At 68.0% G+C, this 21,855-nt stretch carries 1 protein-coding gene; it reads right to left on the bottom strand.

The genetic code is table 11. The features are described 5' to 3' along the window. Nucleotides 1–21,593 (bottom strand): non-ribosomal peptide synthase/polyketide synthase (locus ACFTZB_RS17615; RefSeq protein WP_378433251.1); only part of this gene is annotated, 21,593 nt, incomplete at its 3' end. Nucleotides 21,594–21,855: the final 262 nt, after the last annotated feature.

Genomic DNA, 21,855 nt, shown 5'->3' with positions numbered 1-21,855 from the left:
GCGTCGACGGTGGCTCGCAGTACCAGGGTGCCCGCGAACATGCCGATGATGTCGTCGAGTTCGGCCCGGCCGCGGCCCGCGACGGCGGTGCCGACGGCGATGTCGGCGGTGGTGCTGAGGCGCCCCAGCAGGACGCTGAGCGCGGCGTGGGCGACCATGAAGATGCTGGCGCCGTGCGCCCGTGCCAGCTCGGCCAGGGCCCGGTGCGTGGCGGCGTCCAGGGTGAACCGGGTCGCCGCACCCCGATGCGACGGCACCGCGGGCCTGCCCCGGTCGCCGGGCAGGTACAGCTGGTCCGGGACACCGGCGAGCGTGCGGGTCCAGTAGTCCAGTTGGGCGGCGGCGAGGCTGCCCGGCTCGGACTCGGAGCCGACGACCTCCCGCTGCCACAGCGCGTAATCGGCGTACTGCACCGGCAGCGGCGCCCAGGCGGGCGGGTGGCCTGCGGCACGGCTCGCGTAGGCGATCATCACGTCGCGGATCAGCGGTTCCATGGAGACGCCGTCGGCGGAGATGTGGTGGACGACGAGCGCGAGCACGTGCTCGATGTCGCCGAGCGAATACACCTTCACCCGCAGCGGCACGGCCTGGGACACGTCGAAGCCGGCCAGGAGGAATTCCTGGAGGTCGGCGCGCAACCCGTCCTCGCTCACGTGGACCGGTGCGATGTCGGGGGTGAAGTCTCCGGGCTCGAGGATCACCTGGTGCGGGCCACCCCGCGAATCGGGAAAGACGGTCCGCAGCGATTCGTGCCGGGCGATCAGGTCACCGATCGCCGCGGCCAGCGCCGCCGTGTCCAGCAGGCCGGTCAGCCGGACCGCGGCGGGCATGTTGTAGGCGGGCGAGGACGTTTCGAACTGGTTGAGGAACCACATCCGCTGCTGCGCGAGCGACAGCGGGATCCGGTCGGGGCGCGGCGGCGGCACCAGCGCTGGTCCGGCGGAAGCGCCGTCGCCGAGCCCGGACATCCGCGGCGCCAGCGACTCCGCCAACGCGAGGACGGTGGGGGCTTCGAACAGGTCACGCACCGTGACCCGGATGTCGAGCATGGCGCCGACCCGGGCGGTCACCCGGGTCGCGGAGAGCGAGTTGCCGCCTGCATCGAAGAAATCCGTGTCGAGGCCGATGTCCGTGCCGCCCAGCACGTCGGTGAACGCATCCGCGATCGACCGCTCCAGGTGGTTCCGCGGCGCCCGGTACACGATCTCCTTGGCTGCCGCGCCGAAGTCGGGCGCGGGCAGGGCGGCCCGGTCGAGTTTGCCGTTCGGGGTCAGCGGAATCGTGTCCAGAAACACGAGCGCCGACGGAATCATGTACCCCGGCAATGCCTGACGCAGGAACGCGAGCAGAGCCGCCGGATCACGGTCGGCGCCCGCAACGACCAGCACGTGCGATGCCAGTCGTGTTTCCGAGGGCGACTCGTAGCCCAGGGTGGCAGCGAATTCGACATCGGGATGTGCGCCCAAGGCGGCATCGATCTCGCCGAGTTCGATACGAAGTCCACGAACCTTGACCTGATGGTCGGAGCGGCCGAGGTATTCGATCGCATGCCCGGGAAGGGTGCCGTCGGTCATACTGCCGGTAACGCCGGAATGTACTGCGCGCCAGCGCACTAGGTCACCGGTGCGGTACATCCGGGCACCGGCGGCCTCGAACGGACTCGCCACGAATCGGTCTGCCGTGAGCGCGGCACGGTCGTGGTATCCGCGTGCCAGAGCCGGTCCCAGCAGGTACAGCTCTCCCACGACACCGACCGGCACGGGCCGCAACCTCGAATCGAGAACCACGGCGGCGACCCCGGGCAGCGGCCCGCCGATGGTGATGTCCCGGCCCTGGCCGAGTACCGAGGTGAACGTGGCGCCCACCGTCACTTCGGTGGGACCGTACCCGTTGACGAGGTCGAGTCGGTCGGCCCATCGCGCCACCGTCTCCGGCGGGCAGGCGTCGCCGCCGACGACGATCGAGCGCAGATCGTCCAGTCCCTCCGGATCGACGGACGCCAGTGCGGCATTCGTGATGGTCATGTGCGTTACGCGTTCGGACTGCAACACCTCGTGTAGCTCGACGCCGCCGTACACACCGGGCGGACAGACCACCAGCGCGGCCCCGGACGTGTGGGCCAGAAGCAGTTCGAGGACGGATAGGTCGAACGTCGGGGCCGCGAGGTGCGCGACCCGGGACTTCTCGGTGGCCCGCACTGCGGCGGTATACGCGCCGGCGAGATTCGCGAGACCGCGGTGGGACACCACCACGCCCTTGGGCAGTCCCGTCGAACCCGACGTGTAGATGAGATAAGCGGGATGATCGACATGTAGAGCGCAGGTGCGATCCGCATCCCCGATCGGCGCCGTGCTCGCCGAGGACAATTCGCGGCGCACCTCCGGGTCGTCGAGTACGAGCCAGTCGGTCACCCCCGGGAGGTGTTCGGCGAACTCCGCACCGGTGACACCGACGATCACTCCCGAATCCCGCAGAATGTGCGCGATGCGGTCCACCGGATGCCCGGGGTCGATCGGAACATAGGCCGCACCGGTCTTGGCAACGGCCCACACGCACAGCACGGATTCGACAGAGCGCGGCAAGGCGATCGCGACGTAGGTTTCCGGGCCGACACCCATTCCGACGAGTGCACGTGCCAGCTGCGTCGATCGCCGGTCCAGCTCACGGTAATCGATCGAGACACCGTCGAAGACGACCGCAGTCGAGCCCGGATACCGTTCCGCCGTCGCGACGAGCAGCTCGGGCAGGGTGGCATTCGCGAGCAGCGGCCCGCCCCACACCGGGGCGAGGGACTGTTGCTCGGCCGCACCCAGGATGGCGATATCGCCGACGGCGATATCGTCGCCGGTAGCGACCGCCTCGAGGATCCGCAGGAATCGCTCCGCGAATCCCGCGACAGTGGCCCGTTCGAAGAGTTCCGACGCGAAGGTGAAGGCACCGGAGATCCCGTGGTGGTCTCCGGCGTCGTCCACGATCTCGGCGAGCCCCAGATCCAGATCGAACTTCGCGATGTGGGGATCGAAGTCGACGGCCTCCACCACCAACTGCGGCAGTTCCAGCGTCACCGGTCGCAGGTTCTGGAAGGCGAACATCACCTGAAACAGCGGGTGCCGATCGGACGACCGGGTGGGACGCAGGATCTCGACGAGCCTGTCGAAGGGTACCTCCGTGTCCTGGAACGCCGTGAGATCGACATCGCGCACCTGTTCCAGGAGTGCGTCGACACGCTCGCCGGGGTGAATCCGTGTGCGCAAGGCCAGGGTGTTCACGAACATTCCGACGAGCGGATCGAGCCCCTCGTCGCCACGGCCGGCGACGGGTGTGCCGATCACGATGTCGGTACTGCCGCTGAGCCTGTGCAAGAGCGTCGCGAACGCGGCATGAACAACCATGAACAGCGTGGTGCCGCTCTTCTGGGCGCGCTCGACCAGCCCCCGGTGGGTGCCGGCATCGATCTCGAAGTCCACGCGTTCGCCGCGGTGCGACGCTACCGCGGGGCGAGGGTGGTCCGTAGGCAGATCGAGCGCCTCGGGCGCACCGTCCAGAGCCGCACGCCAACGCTCGATCTGCTTGGCGGACAGACTGTCCGGATCGTCCTCGGCGCCGAGCAGTTCCCGCTGCCACACACTGTAGTCGGCGTATTGGACGGGCAGCGACTTCCAGGACGGCGCCAGCCCTTCCGCTCGGGATGCATATGCGGCCATCACGTCGGCCGCGAGCGGACCGAACGACCATCCGTCTGCGGCGATGTGGTGCGCGACGAGCAGCAGCACGTGTTCCGAACGGTTCTCCCGGAACAGGTGGATTCGGAACGGGATCTCCCGGGTCACATCGAATCCGGCGACGGCGTACTCGGCGATCCGGAGCATCAACTGGTCCGGCGCGGTTCGGATCGGCGTGAGATCGAATCCTACCTCGGCGGCAGGCCGGATCTCCTGGTGCGCACCGTCCGCAGAACCTGGGTACACGGTCCGCAACGACTCGTGACGTTCCAGAACGTCACCGAGCGCTGCACGCAGGGCCGGGACGTCGATCCTGCCCGACATCCGCAGGGCCAGCGGGATGTTGTACGCAGACGACGAAGGATCGTATTGGTTGAGGAACCAGATCCGCTGCTGCGCCAGCGACAACGGGATCCGTCCGGGATGTTCGCGGCGCGTCAGCGCGGGCCGGTCCGAGGACCCGTCCGCCCGCGACGTGGCCATTGCGGAGACGAGTTGACGCACGGTGGGGTTGTCGAACAGCGTGCGAACGGAGACACGGGTGCCGAACGCCGAACCGACCCGGGACACCACCTGGGTGGCGGACAACGAGTTGCCGCCGAGAGCGAAGAAGTTGTCGTCCACACCGATGCGTGATTCGCCCAGCACATCCGCGAACGCTGCCGCGACTGCGCGCTCGTCCGCCGTGTCGGGTGCGGTGAATCGGGTATGGCTCACGAACACGGGCTCGGGGAGGGCGCGGCGGTCGAGCTTGCCCGCCGGTGTCAGCGGGATCGAGTCGAGAACCATGATCGAACCGGGCACCATGTGCGCCGGCAACGCCCCGCCGACGAACGCTGTCAGGTCGTCGACTTCGACGACGCTCCCCGGCGCAGCGCACACATAGGTGACCAGTGCTGTGACGCCGGATTCGGTCTCGTGCGCGACGGTCGCGGCAAATCCGACCGCAGAATGCGCTCGGAACACGGAATCGATCTCACCGAGTTCCACACGGAATCCACGAATCTTCACCTGGAAGTCGCTGCGCCCGAAGTATTCGATGACGTATGTCCCAGTGCGGGACTCGACCCACCGGACGACGTCGCCGGTACGGTACATCCGCCGACCGGGTGCACCGTGGGGGTTCGCGACGAAACGCTCCGCGGTGAGACCGAGTCGCTGGTGGTAGCCACGGGCAAGCGCCGGCCCCGATACGTACAGCTCCCCCGGCACACCGGGGGGCACGGGATGCAGCCGCGCATCGAGAACGAGAGCCTCGACGCCGCGCACAGGAGCGCCGATGGTCATCCGCTCGCCGAGCATCAGCGGTCCGCTCTGCGTCACCATCATCGAGGACTCGGTCGGCCCGTATCCGTTGAACAGTGCCCGTCCCGGTACCCAGCGCTCGGCGAGGTCGGCACCCCAGGCCTCTCCGCCGACGACGATGACGGCGAGTGCGTCGAGTCCCGTGGGGTCGACGGACGCCAACGCGGCCGGTGTGATGAAGGCGTGTGTGACTCTCTGCTCGCCCAGGAGTTCGGCGAGCTCCGTACCGCCGTACACCGAGTGAGGAACGACAACCATCGTCGCACCCCCGCAGAAGGCCATCAGATACTCGAACACGGAGGCATCGAAACTGGGTGAGGCGAAGTGCAGGACACGGGCGTCGGCGGTGAGCTCGTATTCGTCGGCCAGCTCGGTCAGAAGGTTCGCGAGCCCCGAGTGGGTGACGGCGACGCCCTTGGGCAGTCCGGTGGATCCGGACGTGTAAATGAGGTAGGCGAGTTGGTCCGTGTGCATCCGCCCGAGGCGATCGGCCGCTGTCACCGCGGCCGAGGACTGGGCCGCCACCAGCGCAGTGTGGTGGGGATCGTCCATCACGAGCCACTGTGTCGAGTCGGGTAGTCCGCCTCGGAACTCGATCGTCGTCAGGCCGAGCGCCGCCCCCGAATCGCCGAGCATGTGTGCGATCCGTTCGGCCGGGTAGTTCGGATCCACCGGCACGAACGCGGCACCGGTCTTGGCAACGGCCCAGACGGCGAGCACCGATTCGATCGACCGGGCGAGTGCGACGGCTACGAATGTCTCGGGGCCCGCTCCGGCCTCGATCAGTTGGCGCGCCCAGAGGTTGGATCGCCGGTCCAGTTCTCCGTAGGTCATCGAACGGTCGCCGAAGACGAGCGCGGTCGCGGACGGGTCGGCCGCCGACGCGGCGAGAACTTCGGGCAGCAGTCGAGTGGGTCGACTCGCAGGCCCGCGAACCGGTGCCAGGCGGGCGCTCTCGGTATCGTCGAGGAGATTCACGTCGCCGACCACCGTGGTCGGGTCGGCAATCACCGTTTCGAGGATTCGCACGAGCTGCACCGCGTACCGGCGCACTGTAGCGTGATCGAACAAGTCTGCGGCGTAGGTGAACTCGGCGCGAATACCCGACGGAACGCCCGCGGGATCGATGTCCTCGCCCAATGTCAGCTGCAGGTCGAACTTCGCGACACGCGCGTCGATGTCCTCGACACGCACCCGGAGTCCGGGGAGCTCGATGTCGCCGATTGCCGTCGGCTGCATCGACAGCGCAGTCTGGACGACCGGGTGATGCGCGGACGTCCGCACGGGGTCGAGAACGTCGACGAGACGCTCGAAGGGGAGGTCCGCGTGGCCGAATGCCCCGATGTCGCCGTCGCGTACCCGCGTCAGCAACTCCGCGAACGTCTCGGTGCTCTCGATGCGCGTGCGGAGCACGAGCGTATTGACGAACATTCCGACCAGGTTGTCGAGAGCGCGTTCGCCACGGCCCGCGATCGGAGCGCCGACGGCGATATCGTCCGACGCGGACAGGCGGGCCAACAGAAGCGCGAAGGCGGCGTGCGCCACCATGAAGACCGTGGCTCCGTGTTCACGCGCCAACCGCTCGATGCCGCGGTGGATCTCGGGGGTGACGGTGAAGCCCACCGATCCGCCGGCGTAGGACTGCTCGGTCCGGCGCGGGCGGTCGAAGGGGAGTTTCAGCTCGTCCGGGAGACCGTCGAGCGTCCGCGTCCAGTACTCGAGTTGGCGTCGGGCGAGGGACTCCGGCTCGTCCTCGCTGCCGAGAACCGCCCTGTGCCACACACTGTAGTCGGCATACTGGACCGCGAGCGGAATCCACTCCGGACTTCGGGACTCTGCTCGGGCCGCGTACGCGGTCATGACATCCCCGCCGAGAGGTCCGAACGACCAACCGTCGGCGGCGATGTGATGCAGCGTGATCGCCAGAACGTGTTCGCCGGGACCGGTACGGAACAGTGTTGCCCGTACCGGCAAGTCCTCGGACACGTCGAACCCGCGCGAGGAGAACGCGATCATCCTGGAATCGAGCTCGCCTTCCGGCACGTCCACGACCTCGAGGGGCATCGAGAGATCTGCCGCGGCCACGACGACCTGAGCGGGTCCGTCCTCCGTGTCGGGGAAAACCGTACGAAGCGCCTCGTGGCGTCCGACTACGTCGTCGAGTGCCTGAGACAGCGCTGCCACATCGAGAGCACCGGACATGCGGATCGCGAGCGGCAGGTTGTACGCGGGCGAGGCCGGGTCGAACTGGTTGATGAACCACATCCGCTGCTGCGCCGGTGACAGCGGTATCCGGGCCGGTCTCTGCATCCCGGACAGCACCGGGCGCGCGCCTCCTGCAGCCGTGGGCTCGGCGAGACGGAGCGCCAATTCCGCGACGGTGGGCGCGGTGAACACATCGCGCACGGACAGTCCGATGCCCGACAACTCACCGAGCCGCGCCGCCACTCGGGTGACGGAGAGCGAGTTGCCGCCGAGATCGAAGAAGTTGTCGTGCGCGCCGATCCGGCCCGAAGACCCGAGCACGTCGGCGAACACTGCCGCGACGGTGCGCTCGGCCTCGTTTCGAGGTGCGATGTACTCCGTTGCGCTCCCGTGGAATTCGGGAGCGGGCAACGTTTGACGATCGAGTTTTCCGCTGGTGTTCAGCGGGAACTCGTCGAGCACGGTGATCGCGGACGGCACCATGTACGACGGTAGGGATTCCGACGCCTGCCGGCGAAGCTCCGCAACGTCCACGTCGCCGGGTGTGCCGACGACATACGCGACCAGATGATCGCCGACGGTGGTGTCCGAGTACACCGACACGACGGCGCCGGTGACCGCCGGGTGGGACCGGAGCACTGTCTCGATCTCGCCGAGTTCGATGCGCTGACCACGGAACTTCACCTGGAAGTCGGTACGTCCGATGTAGACGAGCGCTCCCGCCGACGTCCATCGCACGAGGTCTCCGGTGCGGTACATGCGCTCACCCGTGCGTCCGAACGGGTTCGCGACGAATCGATCGGACGTGAGATCGACGCGGCCGAGGTATCCGCGTGCGAGCTGGGCACCGCCCAGGTAGAGCTCTCCCGGAACGCCGACGGGAACCGGGTGCAGCCGGGAATCGAGCACGTAGGCCTGTGTGTTCCATTCCGGCACACCGATCGGCACGTTCGTGGTGTCGGCGTCACCGGTCTCCCAGTACGTCACCGACACTGCGGCCTCGGTAGGCCCGTACAGGTTGTGCAGTCCGGCCGCGGAGAGTTCCCGGAAACGCAGGACAGTCGCGGGCGGCAGCGCTTCGCCGATGACGAACACGTGCCGCAGCGAACGGCACGACCCCTCCGCGGCGGCCGCGACGAACACGTCGAGCATGGACGGCACGAAATCGGTGACCGTCACCGCGTGCTCGTCGATGACCCGAGTCAGATAGGAAGGCTCTCGATGCCCGTCCGGGGTGGCCAGCACCATGGTGGCACCCACCTGCAGGGGCCAGAAGTAGCCCCACACCGACACGTCGAACGTGGTTGCGGTCTTCTGCAACCACACATCCCGATCGGTGAGTGCGTACTCCGACTGCATCCAGAGCAGTTGATTCACGATGGCCGCATGCGGTACCGCGACACCCTTGGGTTTGCCGGTGGAGCCGGAGGTGTAGATGACGTACGCGGGGTGTGCAGGGCGCAACGGTTCGATGCGCTCGGCGTCGGTCAACGGCACCGCAGCGACACCCGAGAGGTCGAGAGTGTCGAGGGCCGACACGGGGATCCGGTTCGGCAGGTCCGGCCGGTCGGCCGAGGTGGTCAGCACGCACACCGGCTGCGCCGACGCGAGCACGTAACTCGTTCGCTCCGCGGGGTGATCGGGATCGACCGGCACGTATGCACCACCGGCCTTGAGGACGGCATAGATTCCGACGACCAGTTCCAGCGACCGCCGCATCACCACGGCCACGCGGGTTTCGGGGGCCACACCCTGAGCGATCAGATGCCGGGCCAGCTGGTTCGCGCGCGCATCGAGGGCTGCGTACGTCAGCACGTCCCCGTCGAACTCGACAGCGACGGCATCGGGTGTACGCGCCGCCTGCGCCTCGAACAGCGTCAGCAGCGTCGACTCCGGCACGGGGTGGTCGGTGGCGTTCCAGTCGTGCATCATCCGCGCATACTCGCCCGGGATGAATCCGGTGACCTGGGCTACCGCGGCGGAGGGCTCTGCGATCAACGCACGGATCACCGAATCGAGCCGCGCCGCAATCAACTTCGCTTCGTCGCGCTCGAAGGTGTCCGGCAGGTAGGCCACCCCGAGCCGCAGGGTGTCGTCGACCTGGGCCATCAGGCTCAATGGGTAGTGGGTGACACTGTGCACCCGGACCGAATCCACGCGCATACCTGCGATGTCGGTCTGCGCCTGCAGCGCCGCCTGATCCATGGGGTACGACTCGAAGACGGTGAGCGTGTCGAACAGCACCCCGACCCCCGCCTCGGCCTGGATTTCCGTCAGGCCGAGATAGTGGTGATCGAGCAAATCGGCCTGCTCCCCCTGCACCCGCACCAGCAACGCGGCCACCGACTCGTCGGCGTCGATTCGTACCCGGACGGGGACGGTGTTGATGAAGAGCCCGACCATCGACTCGATCCCGGGGATGTGCGGGGGGCGCCCCGAGACGGTGGCGCCGAATACGACGTCGTCCCGACCGGTGAGTCGCCTGAGCAGCAGAGCCCACGCAGTCTGGATCACCGTGTTCGGCGTGACGCCGTGCTGTCGTGCGAAGGCCAGCAGCTCGGCGGTGTCCGCCGCGGAAAAGTGGACCGGAACTTCCTCCGGGTCCGCCGTCGCGCGGCCGCCGGTGCGGGCAGGCGCGAGCAGAGTCGGCTCGTCGAAACCTTCCAACGCGTGCGCCCACGCGGCCCGTGAGGCGGAGGGGTCTCGGCGCGCCAGCCAGTCGAGGTATTCGCGGTACGGCCGCACCGCAGGCAGCGCGGACTGATCGCCCGCGGTCGCGTAGAGCACCAGCAGGTCCTGGACGATCAGCGGGATGGACCATCCGTCGAGGAGGATGTGGTGGTTGGTCATCGCCAACTCGTATTGCTCGGCGCCCGTGCGCACGAGCAGCAAACGCAGCAGCGGCGCCTCGGCCAGGTCGAACGGCGCGGTCCGGTTCTCGGCGACCAGTGCCTCGAGTTCTCTTTCCCCGGAATCGCTCTCACGGCCCGAGAGGTCGACCACCGTCAGTGGGACCTCCACCCCACGGAGGGGGATCTGCACCGTGACGTCGCCGTCCTGCACGAACACCACCCGCAGGTTCGAATACCGGTCCAGGAGCGCAGCGGCAGCGGCCCGCATCCGATCCGCCGACACGTCGCCGAGCAGCGTCATCCGCAGCTGGGAATGGTAGACGTCGACACTGTGCTCGGCGGCCAACAGCGAATGGAAGTGGAAACCGGCCTGCAGCGGCGACAGCGCCCACACATCCTCGAGGGCCGGGTAGGTCCGTTCCCAGGTCTCGATCTGGGACTGGGTGAGCGCCACCGTGGCGATGTCCGACGGGGTCAGTCCCCCACCGGATCCGGCGACGACATGCTCGATCTGTGAGACGAGCGCCTGCTGCCACAGATCGACGAGTTCGCGAACGTCGTCGGCTGCGAGCAGTTCACCGGCGAACCGCACCGAAGCTCCGAGTCGCGGTCCGGCATCGGTATCCGTCACTCCGACATTGATCTCGATCGCTGCGGAAGCGCTCATGTCCTGATCGGTTTCACCCGAGAAGACGCGCGACGACGCGAGATCCGGCACCCAGCCGATCTCACACATCTCCGGGGGCAGATCGCCCATCCCGGTCTTTCCGAGGTAGTTGAAAACGACCTGGGGCGGGTCGAAGCCCGCGAGTACGGTGGCCGTCGCCGGATTGAGGTATCGCAGCAGTCCGTACCCGACGCCCCGATCGGGGACCGCCAGGAGTTGCTCTTTCACCGCCTTGATCGCGGCGCCGGCCGACGCGCCGCCGACGAGTGCGTCCGGTGTGTCCACCCCTTCCAGGGCGAGCCGCACCGGATAAACGCTGGTGAACCAGCCCACGGTACGAGACAGATCGGCGCCCGGCACGACCGACTCCTCGCGGCCGTGACCCTCGAGGGTGACGTACGCAGAAGCGGAGGACACCCCGCGCGCACGGCGCCACTCGGTGAGGGCCACCGCGAAGCCGGCAAGCAGGGAATCACCGATGGAGCACCCGAATGCCTCCGGAACGCGGGCCAGCAGCGTGCCCGTGATCGCGGTGGACAGCTCGACGTGCAGCTCCTGCGTGGTCGAGGTCCGGTCCCGCACCGGATCGAGAGCCCGGTCGCCGAGGAGCGGGTCCGGAGCGTCGACGACACCTCGCCAGTAGTCGAACTGCGCGAGGGTGGACGGCTGACGGGCAGCCTCCGACAACCCGTGCGACCAACGCCGCAACGAGGTACCGACCTCCGGCAGGTTCGGAGTGTGACCGGCTGCGACGGCACTTCCCGCCGCGACGAGGTCCGGCACGATGATTCGCCAGGACACACCGTCGACGACCAGGTGATGAGCAACCACGAGGAGCCGCCCGGGCCTGGTCGCACCACGGTCCAACCAGACGAACTGCGTGAGCACCGGGGTCTCGAAGTCGAACCGGTCGGCCGCGGCGGAGAGTTCGCGGTCGATCACCGCATCGAAGGCTGCGTCACCGACGTCGGGATTCACCGGCACCGTCGTGACCAGTCGATCGGCGTCGACGGCACCGGCGGGCAACACCGAGTGACGCACGACCGCACCGTCGCGAACCAGCCGGGACCGCAGCGCGTCGTGCCTGTCGAGCACCGCCTGCACCGTCGCCACGATGTCCGATCGCTCGATCCCGGTCGGCAGCGTGAGGAGCACGGACTGTGAATACCGGCCCACCGAACCCGAACGGTCGAGCAGCGATCGGACAACCGGGGTCAACTCGACGTTTCCTACGCCGCCACCCGCCAGTTCGGCGAGCGCGAGTCGATCCGCCGAAGCGGCGGTAGCCACTTCGGCGAGCGCGGCAATGCTCTTGCGCTCGAACACGTCCCGTGGGGTGAATACGATCCCCGCGGCCTTCGCTCGCGACACCAGCTGGATCGACACGATGCTGTCGCCGCCGAGAGCGAAGAACGAGTCGTTCACCCCCAGGTCGTCGACGCCGAGTGCCTCCCGGAACAGGGCCGCGAGTGTTTCCTCCATCGGAGTACGTGGCTCCACTCGATCGACCGCGACGTCAGCGACGGCCGGGGCAGGCAATGCCGCTCGATCCAGTTTGCCGCTCGCGTTGATCGGGAGGGCGTCGAGCGTGACGAACCCGTCCGGAACCATGTATTCGGGCAGCCGACTCTCGGCATACGCCGTCAGTGCCTCGATGTCGACCGTCGTGCCCGTGCGTGCGACGAGATAGGCCACCAGTTGTTCGCTCGCCGCTCCGGAATACACGGTCACGACCGCCTGGGCAACCGAGTCCGCCGACTCGAGTACCACCTCGATCTCACCGAGTTCGATCCGCAGTCCCCGCAGCTTCACCTGGAAATCGTTGCGGCCGAGGTATTCCAATTCGCCCCGGCCGGTCCAGCGAAGACGGTCACCGGTCCGGTACATCCGGGTGCCCGGCGCGTCGAAGGGGTTTGCCACGAACCGTTCGGCGGTGAGGTCGGGGCGTCCCGCGTATCCGCGAGACACCTGTGTGCCGGCCAGGTACAACTCACCGGTCACTCCGGCAGGAGTGGGGTGGAGTCGCGGGTCCAACACGTAGGCGCGGGTGTTCCACACCGGTGTGCCCACGGTGACGATGCCCGAGTTCGAGGTGTCCACCCATGAGGTGGTGGAAGTGGGTGCGACCTCCGCGGGACCGTACGCGTTGAGGACGGCAGCGTCGGAGACCGCTGCGAACCGCCGCGCCACAGTGACGGACAGTGCCTCGCCGCCGACGAACACGGTACGCAGCGACGAGAACCGGGACGGCGCGATCACGTCGGTGAAGACGGCGAGCATCGACGGGACGAAATGTATCGCCGTGATCTGCTCGGTCTCGATCAGTTCTGCGAGGTAGTCGGGATCCTTGTGTCCGTCCGGTTCCGCGATCACCACCCGTGCGCCCACAGCCAGGGGCCACAACAATTCCCAGAGTGATGCGTCGAACGACTGTGGTGTCTTGACGGCAACCCGATCGGTCTCGTCCAGCGCACCGAGGGACACCAGGAACTCGAAGTGGCTTCCGAGACCGGCGTGCGAGACGGCCACCCCCTTGGGCCGGCCGGTCGAACCCGAGGTGAAGATGACGTAGGCGAGGTTGTCGGCCAGAAGGGGCCGCAGCCGGTCGCGGTCCGTCACCGGGGCATCGTCGAACCGGTCGAGTTCGAGACCGTCCATCGGGAGAACCCGGACTCCGGAGTCCGACTCGAACTCGCCGCGGACCGCGGTCAGAACGAGCACGGGGTGGGCTGCCTCGATGACGTGGGCCACTCGCTCCGCCGGAAGGTCGACGTCGAGGGGCACGTACGCCGCACCACTGCGCAACACGGCGTGCAGGGCGATCAGAAATTCGATCGACCGGCGGGCCGCGACCGCGACGGTAGTGTCGGTTCCGGCGCCTTCGGCGATGAGTTTGCGGGCCAACCGGTTGACCCGCGCGTTGAATTCCCGGTACGTCACAGACACGTCGCGGTACACCACCGCCACCGCGTCAGGCGTCCGGGCCGCCTGCTCGTCGTAGCGGGCGAGGTAGGGCCGCTCGCTCACCTCCACGTCCGTGGCGTTCCATTCGCGCAGTACGCGAACCAGTTCCCGCTGATCCAGCACCGGCAGGTCCCCCACCGCCGTGCCCGGATCGGCCAGCGCCGTCGCCACGATCCGCGCGAAACGGTCGACGAACGACTCCACCGTGTCGCGGTCGAACAGATCGACCGCATACGTGAACGCACCGGTGAGACCGGACACGGTACCGCGCTCGTCTCGGATCTCCGTGAGCGTCACGTTCAGATCGAATTTCGCGATCTCCGGATTCATCTCGACGGCGCTCACCGTCAGACCCGGTAGTTCCAGCACTCCCGGTTCGAAGTTCTCGTATGACAGACCCACCTGGAAAAGCGGGTGACGGGCTGTGGACCGGGCGGGTTCGAGTACCTCCACGAGACGCTCGAACGGCAGATCGGCGTGCACGAACGCGGCGAGGTCGAACTCGCGGACCTGCGCGATCAGGTCCGCGAATGACAGGTCACCGGATACTCGCGCGCGCAGGGTGAGGGTGTTGACGAACATGCCGACGAGGTCCTGCAGAGAGGGTTCGCCGCGGCCGGCGACGGGAGTGCCCACGGTGACGTCCACCGCGTTCGACAGCCGTGAGAGCAGCACCGACAGCGCGGCGTGCCACACCATGAACGGCGTGGCAGCGGAGCGGGCCGCGAGGTCGGCGACGGCTGTCACCGTGGCGGCGTCGACCGAGAACGGGACCGTCGCACCAGAATTCGTCGGCACGGCCGGTCGGGGCCGATCGGCGGGCAACTCCAGCAGGTCGGGGATGCCGTCGAGCGCTGCGGACCAGAATTCGATCTGCTCGGCGGCCTGCGACCGACCGTCGGTCTCGTCGCCGAGAAACTCCGCCTGCCAATAGCTGTAGTCCGCGTACTGCACGTCCAACGGCACCCACGACGGTGCCCGGCCGGTCGTACGCGCCGTGTAGGCGAGCAGGATGTCACGGGCGAGCGGGGCCATCGACGATCCGTCGGCGGAGATGTGGTGCACCACCACGGCCAGCACGTACTCGTCCTCATCGACGGACGGTCGCAGCAATGCCGTGCGCAGCGGCACCGCCGCCGTGACGTCGAAGCCCTCGGTGGCGAGCTTCACGAGTCGCGCCGGCAGCTCGGCCTCGGTGATCGGCTGCACGTCGAGATCGAGGAACACCTCGTCGGCGCCGACGATCACCTGATGCGGGCCGTCGTTCGAGTCCGGATACAGGGTGCGCAGGGACTCGTGACGCTCGAGGACGTCGCGAATCGCCGAACGCAGGCCGTCGCCGTCGAGAAAGCCGGACAGCCGCAAAGCGAACGGCATGTTGTAGGCCGCGGATGCGGTATCGAACTGGTTGAGGAACCACATGCGACGCTGTGCCGGGGACAGCGGAATCCGTCCGGCACGCACGGCGGCGACCAGTGGGGCACGTGGTGCCGTCGGCACTGTTCCCTCGATACGCTCCGCGAGCGCCCCGACGGTGGGGACATCGAACAGGTCACGCAGGGCGAGCGATGCACCCAACTCGGCCCGAATACGCGAGGTGACCCGCGTGGCGACGAGCGAGTTACCGCCGACGTCGAAGAAGTTGTCCCGGAGGCCGATACGGTCGAGACCGAGGACTTCGGCGAAGATCACCGCGAGGTGGGCCTCGACGGGCGTGCGCGGGGCCACGTACTCCGTGGCGGAACCACCGAATTCGGGTGCGGGCAGCGCCCGACGATCGAGCTTTCCACTGGTATTGAGCGGGAATTCGTCGACGACCATCAGGGCCGCCGGAATCATGTACGCAGGCAGGGACGCGGCGATGCACTCGCGAAGTCGCGTGGTATCGAGGTCGTGTCCCGGCTCAGGCACCACGTACGCGACGAGATGATCGCCCGTGCCGGGATCGGAATGGACCAGCACGGCGGCGCTGGTGACCGACGGTTGCGCCCGCAGCACGAATTCGATCTCGCCGAGCTCGATGCGCTGGCCTCGGAACTTGACCTGGAAGTCGGTGCGCCCGATGTATTCGAGTGCACCCGACGACGTCCATCGCACGAGGTCGCCGGTGCGATACATGCGCACGCCGGCGGTAAACGGATTGGCCACGAACCGGTCCGTGGTGAGATCGACGCGGCCGAGGTATCCCCGGGCCAGCTGCTCGCCCGCCAGGTAGAGCTCACCGGCAACGCCGGGGGGAACCGGATGCAGACGCGAATCGAGAACGTACACCTGGGTGTTCCACTCGGGCACGCCGATCGGCACCGTGCCGGTGACCGTGGTCGCGGTGTCCCAGTACGTGACCGAGACTGCCGCCTCGGTGGGCCCGTACAGGTTGTGCAGTCCGGCATCGGACAGCGCCCGGAATCGCGTGACGGTCTCCGGGGGCAGCGCCTCGCCGATCACGAAGACGTTCCGCAGAGTGGCGCACGAGGTGGTCGGCACGGACGCGACGAAGGCGTCGAGCATCGAGGGCACGAAGTCCGTGACCGTGACACCCTGCTCGTCGATGACCCGAGCGAGGTACTCGGGGTCGCGGTGACCGTCCGGGGTGGCCAGCACCATCGTGGCGCCCGTGTGCAGCGGCCAGAAGTAACCCCACAGCGATACGTCGAAAGTGGTTGCGGTCTTCTGCAGTAGCACGTCCCGTTCGGTGAGCGCGTACTCCGACTGCATCCACAGGAGCTGATTGACGATCCCGCGGTGCGGCACCGACACCCCCTTGGGCCGGCCGGTGGAGCCCGAGGTGTAGATGACGTACGCGGGGTTGTCGGGGCGGAGCGGTGCCAGTCGGTCGGAGTCGGTGACGCGTTCGCCGGAACAGGAATCCAGCACGATCCGATCGATCTCGACGAACGACGAACCCGCGGGGAGTGCGCTGCGGTCGGCCGAGGTCGTGAGGACGCAGACGGGCTGTGCGGAGTCGAGCACATACCCGATCCGGTCCGTCGGGTGATCGGGATCGACCGGCACGTAGGCACCGCCGGCCTTGACGATCGCGTACATGCCCACCACCAGATCCGGTGAGCGCCGCATTGCCAGCCCGACACGGGTTTCGGGTCCCACCCCGCGGTCGATCAGATAGCGCGCCAGACTGTTCGCGCGGCAATCGAGTTGGGAATACGACAGCGTGACGTCGCCGAACACCACCGCCACCGCATCCGGGGTGCGAGCCACCTGCGCGTCGAACAGTTCGGGCAGACACATCGCAGGCACGTGGTGCCCGGTGTCGTTCCACGTGCCGAGAAGACGGTCGCGTTCGGCGGCGTGGAGCAGGGGCAGATCACCGACCGCCGTCGCGGAGGATGTCGCGACCGAGCGCAACAGGTTCACGAATCGCTCGGCCATCGACGCGACGGTCGACTCGTCGAACAGATCGGTGGCGTAATCGAAACCGGCCGCGAGACCATCCGGCGTGCCCGCTTCGACGAACCGTTCGGTGACGGTCAACTGGAGGTCGAATTTCGCAACGTGGACGTCGATTTCTGTCGCCGCGACCTCGAGGCCGGACAGCGCTACGGCGGTCGGCGCGGTGTTCTGAAACGAGAGCATGACCTGGAACAGCGGATGGTGCGCGGACGACCGGGTGGGGCTGAGCACCTCCACGAGGCGCTCGAAGGGGACGTCGCCGTGCTGGAATGCGGCGAGGTCGGCGTCGCGGACGCGGTCGAGAACCTCCTCGAACGTGTCGCCCGGCTCGGCGGTCGCGCGAAGCACCAGGGTGTTGACGAACATGCCGACGAGGTGGTCGAGCGCTTCCTCGCCGCGTCCGGCGACCGGGGTCCCGATGACGATGTCCGGTCCGGCGCCGAGCCGGTGGAACAGCACCACGAGGGCTGCGTGGGTGACCATGAACAGCGTGGTGCCGGTGCTCTGCGCCAGATCCGCAAGACCCCGGTGGACGTCCGCGGGGATCGTGAACTCGACGCGGCCACCTCGGTGCGACATCTCGGCGGGCCGGGTCCGGTCGGTGGGCAGTTCGATCACCTGGGGCGCTCCGGCGAGCACCGACCGCCAATGGTCGATCTGCCTGGCGGACAGGCTGTTCGGGTCGTCCTCCGACCCGAGGAGTTCACGCTGCCAGAGGCTGTAATCGGCGTACTGCACCGGGAGGGGCGCCCAGGCGGGCGCGTGACCGGCCGCACGTGCCGCGTACGCGAGCATCACGTCGGAAGCCAGCGGCGTCATGGACCAGCCGTCGGCGGCGATGTGATGAACCACGAGGACGAGAACGTGCCGGTCGGGCGCCTCCCGGAACAGCCCGGCGCGTAGCGGCGTGTCGGTGGTGAGGTCGAATCCGGCACCGCCGAGGGCCGTCACCGCGGCGGTGAGTGACTCCGCGTCGACGTCGATCGGATCCGTCTCGGCCAGCACGCTCAGAACGGGCACGACCAACTGGTGGGGACCGTCCGCAGTGTCGGGGAAGATGGTGCGCAGCGCCTCGTGCCGTTCCTGGACATCGCCGAGTGCCGATCGCAGGGCGTCCCGGTCGAGTGCGCCGGTGAGACGCAGGGCGATCGGCAGGTTGTACGCGGGCGACGCCGTGTCGAACTGGTTGAGGAACCACATGCGTTGCTGCGCAACGGACAGGGGCACGCGGTCGGGTCGTTCCCGCGGCTCCAGCACCGGACGCGAGTCGGCCCGCGGGCCGGTGTTCGCCGCCGCGACCGCCAGTTGCGACACCGATTGCGACTGGAAGAGGTCCCGGACCCCGATCCGCACGCCGAGGGCGGCATTCACCCGGGACACGACCTGGGTGGCCGTCAACGAGTTGCCGCCGAGGTCGAAGAAGCTGGTGTCGACGCTCAGGTCGGGCACGCCGAGGACGTCGCGGAAGATTCCGAGAAGGATCTCCTCGGTGACCGTTCTCGGGCGCACGATGTCGGCCGAGCGTGCGGCGAATACCGGTGCAGGCAGGGCGTTGCGGTCGAGTTTGCCCGCCGGGGTCAGCGGCAGCGAATCCAGCACCATGATCGACGACGGCACCATGTACCCGGGAAGACGCTCTCCGGCGAACTCCGACAACACCCGGGTCTCGAGATCTGTTGCCGGCGTCGGCAGCACGTAGGAAACCAGGCGACTGCTCCCGCTCCCGTCGTCATAGCCGACCGTGTGCGCGAACTCCACCGCCGGATGCGCAGCCAACGCGGCGTCGATCTCACCCAATTCGATCCGGAACCCGCGGATCTTGACCTGAAAATCACTGCGGCCCAAGAACTCCAGGACCGGAGGCCCGTGCGGGGCGGTCACCCAGCGGACGACGTCCCCCGTGCGGTACATCCGCGCGCCCGCACCGAACGGCGACGCCACAAACCGGCCCGCCGTCAATCCGGCCCGACGCACATAGCCGCGAGCCAGACTCGGGCCGAGGACATAGAGTTCACCGCGCACCCCGGCCGGGGCCGGACGCAACCGATGGTCGAGGACGACGAGATCGACACCCACGGTCGGTGACCCGATACTTACCAACTGCCCGGGCACCATCGGTCCGGTGGCGGACGACATGATCGTGGTCTCACTCGGACCGTACGCATTGACCATGATCCGGCCCGGCGCCCACCGCGCCACCAACTCCGGCGGGCACACATCCCCCGCCACCACCACCGTTTTCAGATGGTGCAGACCGCGGTGATCGAGCGACGCCAACGCCGCCGGCGTGCAGAACGCGTGTGTCACCCACTGCTCGGCAAGGAACTCCGCCAACTCGGTGCCACCGTAGATCGTGGTCGGCGCTACCACCAGGGTCGCCCCCGCACACACCGCCATCACCAACTCGAACACCGAGGCATCGAAACTCGGCGACGCGAAATGCAGCACCCGCGAATCCGCCGACACCACCAGACGGTCCCGCTCGTCCGCCGCCAGATTCACCACACCCCGGTGCGTGACCGCCACACCCTTCGGCCGGCCCGTCGACCCCGACGTGTAGATTACATACGCCGGATGATCGACCGACAACGCCCGCGTCCGATCGGCGTCCGTGACCGCATCCGGGGGATACACCGCCGCGGTCGTCCGAAACTCGTCGTCGTCCAATACGATCCAGTGCGTGCTTTCCGGCAGCCCGTCCCGCCACGCGGCGGTGGTGATACCGATCGGCGCACCACAATCCTCCAGCATGAACGCGATGCGGTCAGCCGGATAGCTCGGATCGACCGGAACGAACGCCGCTCCTGTCTTCGCCACCGCCCACACACTCGACACCGACTCCCGCGACCGCGGCAACGCCAGCGCCACCATGACCTCCGGGCCGACCTGGAGGTCGATCAGGAGACGCGCCAGCCGGTTCGACGCCTCGTCCAGGGCGCGGTAACTCAGGGTTTCGGTGGAGAGCCCGGGCCCGGGCGCGACGAGGGCGTCACCGTCCGGGTTGCTGCGCACGGCGCCGACGAGGAGATCCGGCAACGTGACCGGTGCGAATCCGGCGCGCCCGGCGGCCGGCGCCAGGCTGCGGCGTTCGTCCTCGTCGAGGATCTGGAGGTCGCCGATCGGGCGTGGCGGCCAGTTGCTCGCCGATCCGTGCAGTGTGCCGGTGTCGGAGGTGAGGAAGGCGCCGAGGAATCGGGTGAAGCGGGCGTGGTGGGCGTCGAGGACGTCTTCGGAGTACAGGTCGGGGTTGGCCTCGAGGTCGAGGTTGAGGCTGGTTCCGGCGATGCCGTGATAGATGTTGACCGCGAGGTCCGCGACCGGACCGGTGGACAGAAGTTCGAGTCGGCCGACGATGCTGCCGAGGGTGATCTCGTCGTGGAACAGCATGACGTTGATCAGGGGTCCGTAGAAGCCCTGGTGCTCGGCGGCCGCGTCGCGCCGGATGTCGATGTGCGGGTAGCGCTGGTGGCGGAGTGCCGCGGTGACTTCCAGCCGGACCGCTGCCACCAGATCGGTGTTCGTCATGTCGGGGCGCACATGCAGGCGAAGCGGGACGACGTTGGACACCATGCCGCCCGAGCGGCGGAGCAGCGCGGTGGTGCGCGCCGTCACCGGCAGACTGACGGCGACCTCCTCGCGTCCGGTCATCCGGGCGAGGTAGGCGGCGAAGGCGGCGATGACTTCGAACGCGGCCGACGAGTCGTGGCGGTCCGTCGCGGCGCCGAGGTGGTCGACGAGAGGGCCGGGGATCTGGCCGCCCGTCGTGCGGCTGCGTGCCCGCGCTGGGGACGTCCGGTCGACGAGGCTGTGCGGTTCGCCGATCGTCGATACCCGCTCGGACCAGTACCCCCGGTCTGCGGCGTAGCGCGACGACGTCCGGTAGTCGTCGTCGACACGGGCGACGTCGGTGAGTGCGGCAGCCTGGGACGGCGCCACGGCGCGCCCCTCGAGGGCTGCCGTGTACAGCTGTGTGGTCCGGTCGATGAGCGTCATCGATCCCATGCCGTCGAGCGCGACGTGGTGGACACGGCTGTACCAGTAATGACGATCCGGCCCGGTGCACAGGACCGCCGAGGTGACGAGCCGGTCGCGGTACACGTCGAGCGGAGTGGTGTACTCCTGCCGCATCCACTCCGTGGCCGCCGCCCTCGGATCGGGCTCGTGCCGCAGGTCGACGAACCTGACCGACGCGTCCAACGTCGGATCGACCAGCTGATAGGGAACTCCGTCGACCTCGACGAGGCGGAGGAACGCGGAGCCGAGTTCGCGGCCTGCGGCGATCAGCGACTCCGACAGCAGCGTGACGTCGAGGGCACCCACCAATTCGACGCACTGCGCGATGTTGACGGGCACGTCGGGATCGAGCTGCTGGGCGAACCACATCCCCCGCTGAGCGGTGGAGAGTGGGAATGCACCGTCCGGAATACGATCCACGGCGGACACGTCACCACCCGGCACAGCTTCGACCACCTTGTACGTCCTCTTCCCACTCCGGCGGTGGGACGAACCCACCGGCCACCCAAGAAACTCATAGTGACCTGCGAACCTGGGAATTAACCGAACCTTACCCGGGAGTACGCTTCAGGTTCCTATCGGACGTGCGGTTCAAACCGTTTCAGGGCGTCTCAGAATGTGGACGCGCGGCGCTTTACCCCTGGGTATCACGTTTTGGAGCACCTAACCCAGCACTGCCCCACTACTTCGGTCGAAGGAATGGGGCAGCGGTTGGTAC

This window comes from Rhodococcus sp. NPDC057014, assembly GCF_042673295.1.
Taxonomy (GTDB): domain Bacteria; phylum Actinomycetota; class Actinomycetes; order Mycobacteriales; family Mycobacteriaceae; genus Rhodococcus_F.
The sequence above is the reverse complement of the archived record's forward strand: the minus strand, read 5'-3'. Positions and strand labels throughout refer to the sequence as shown.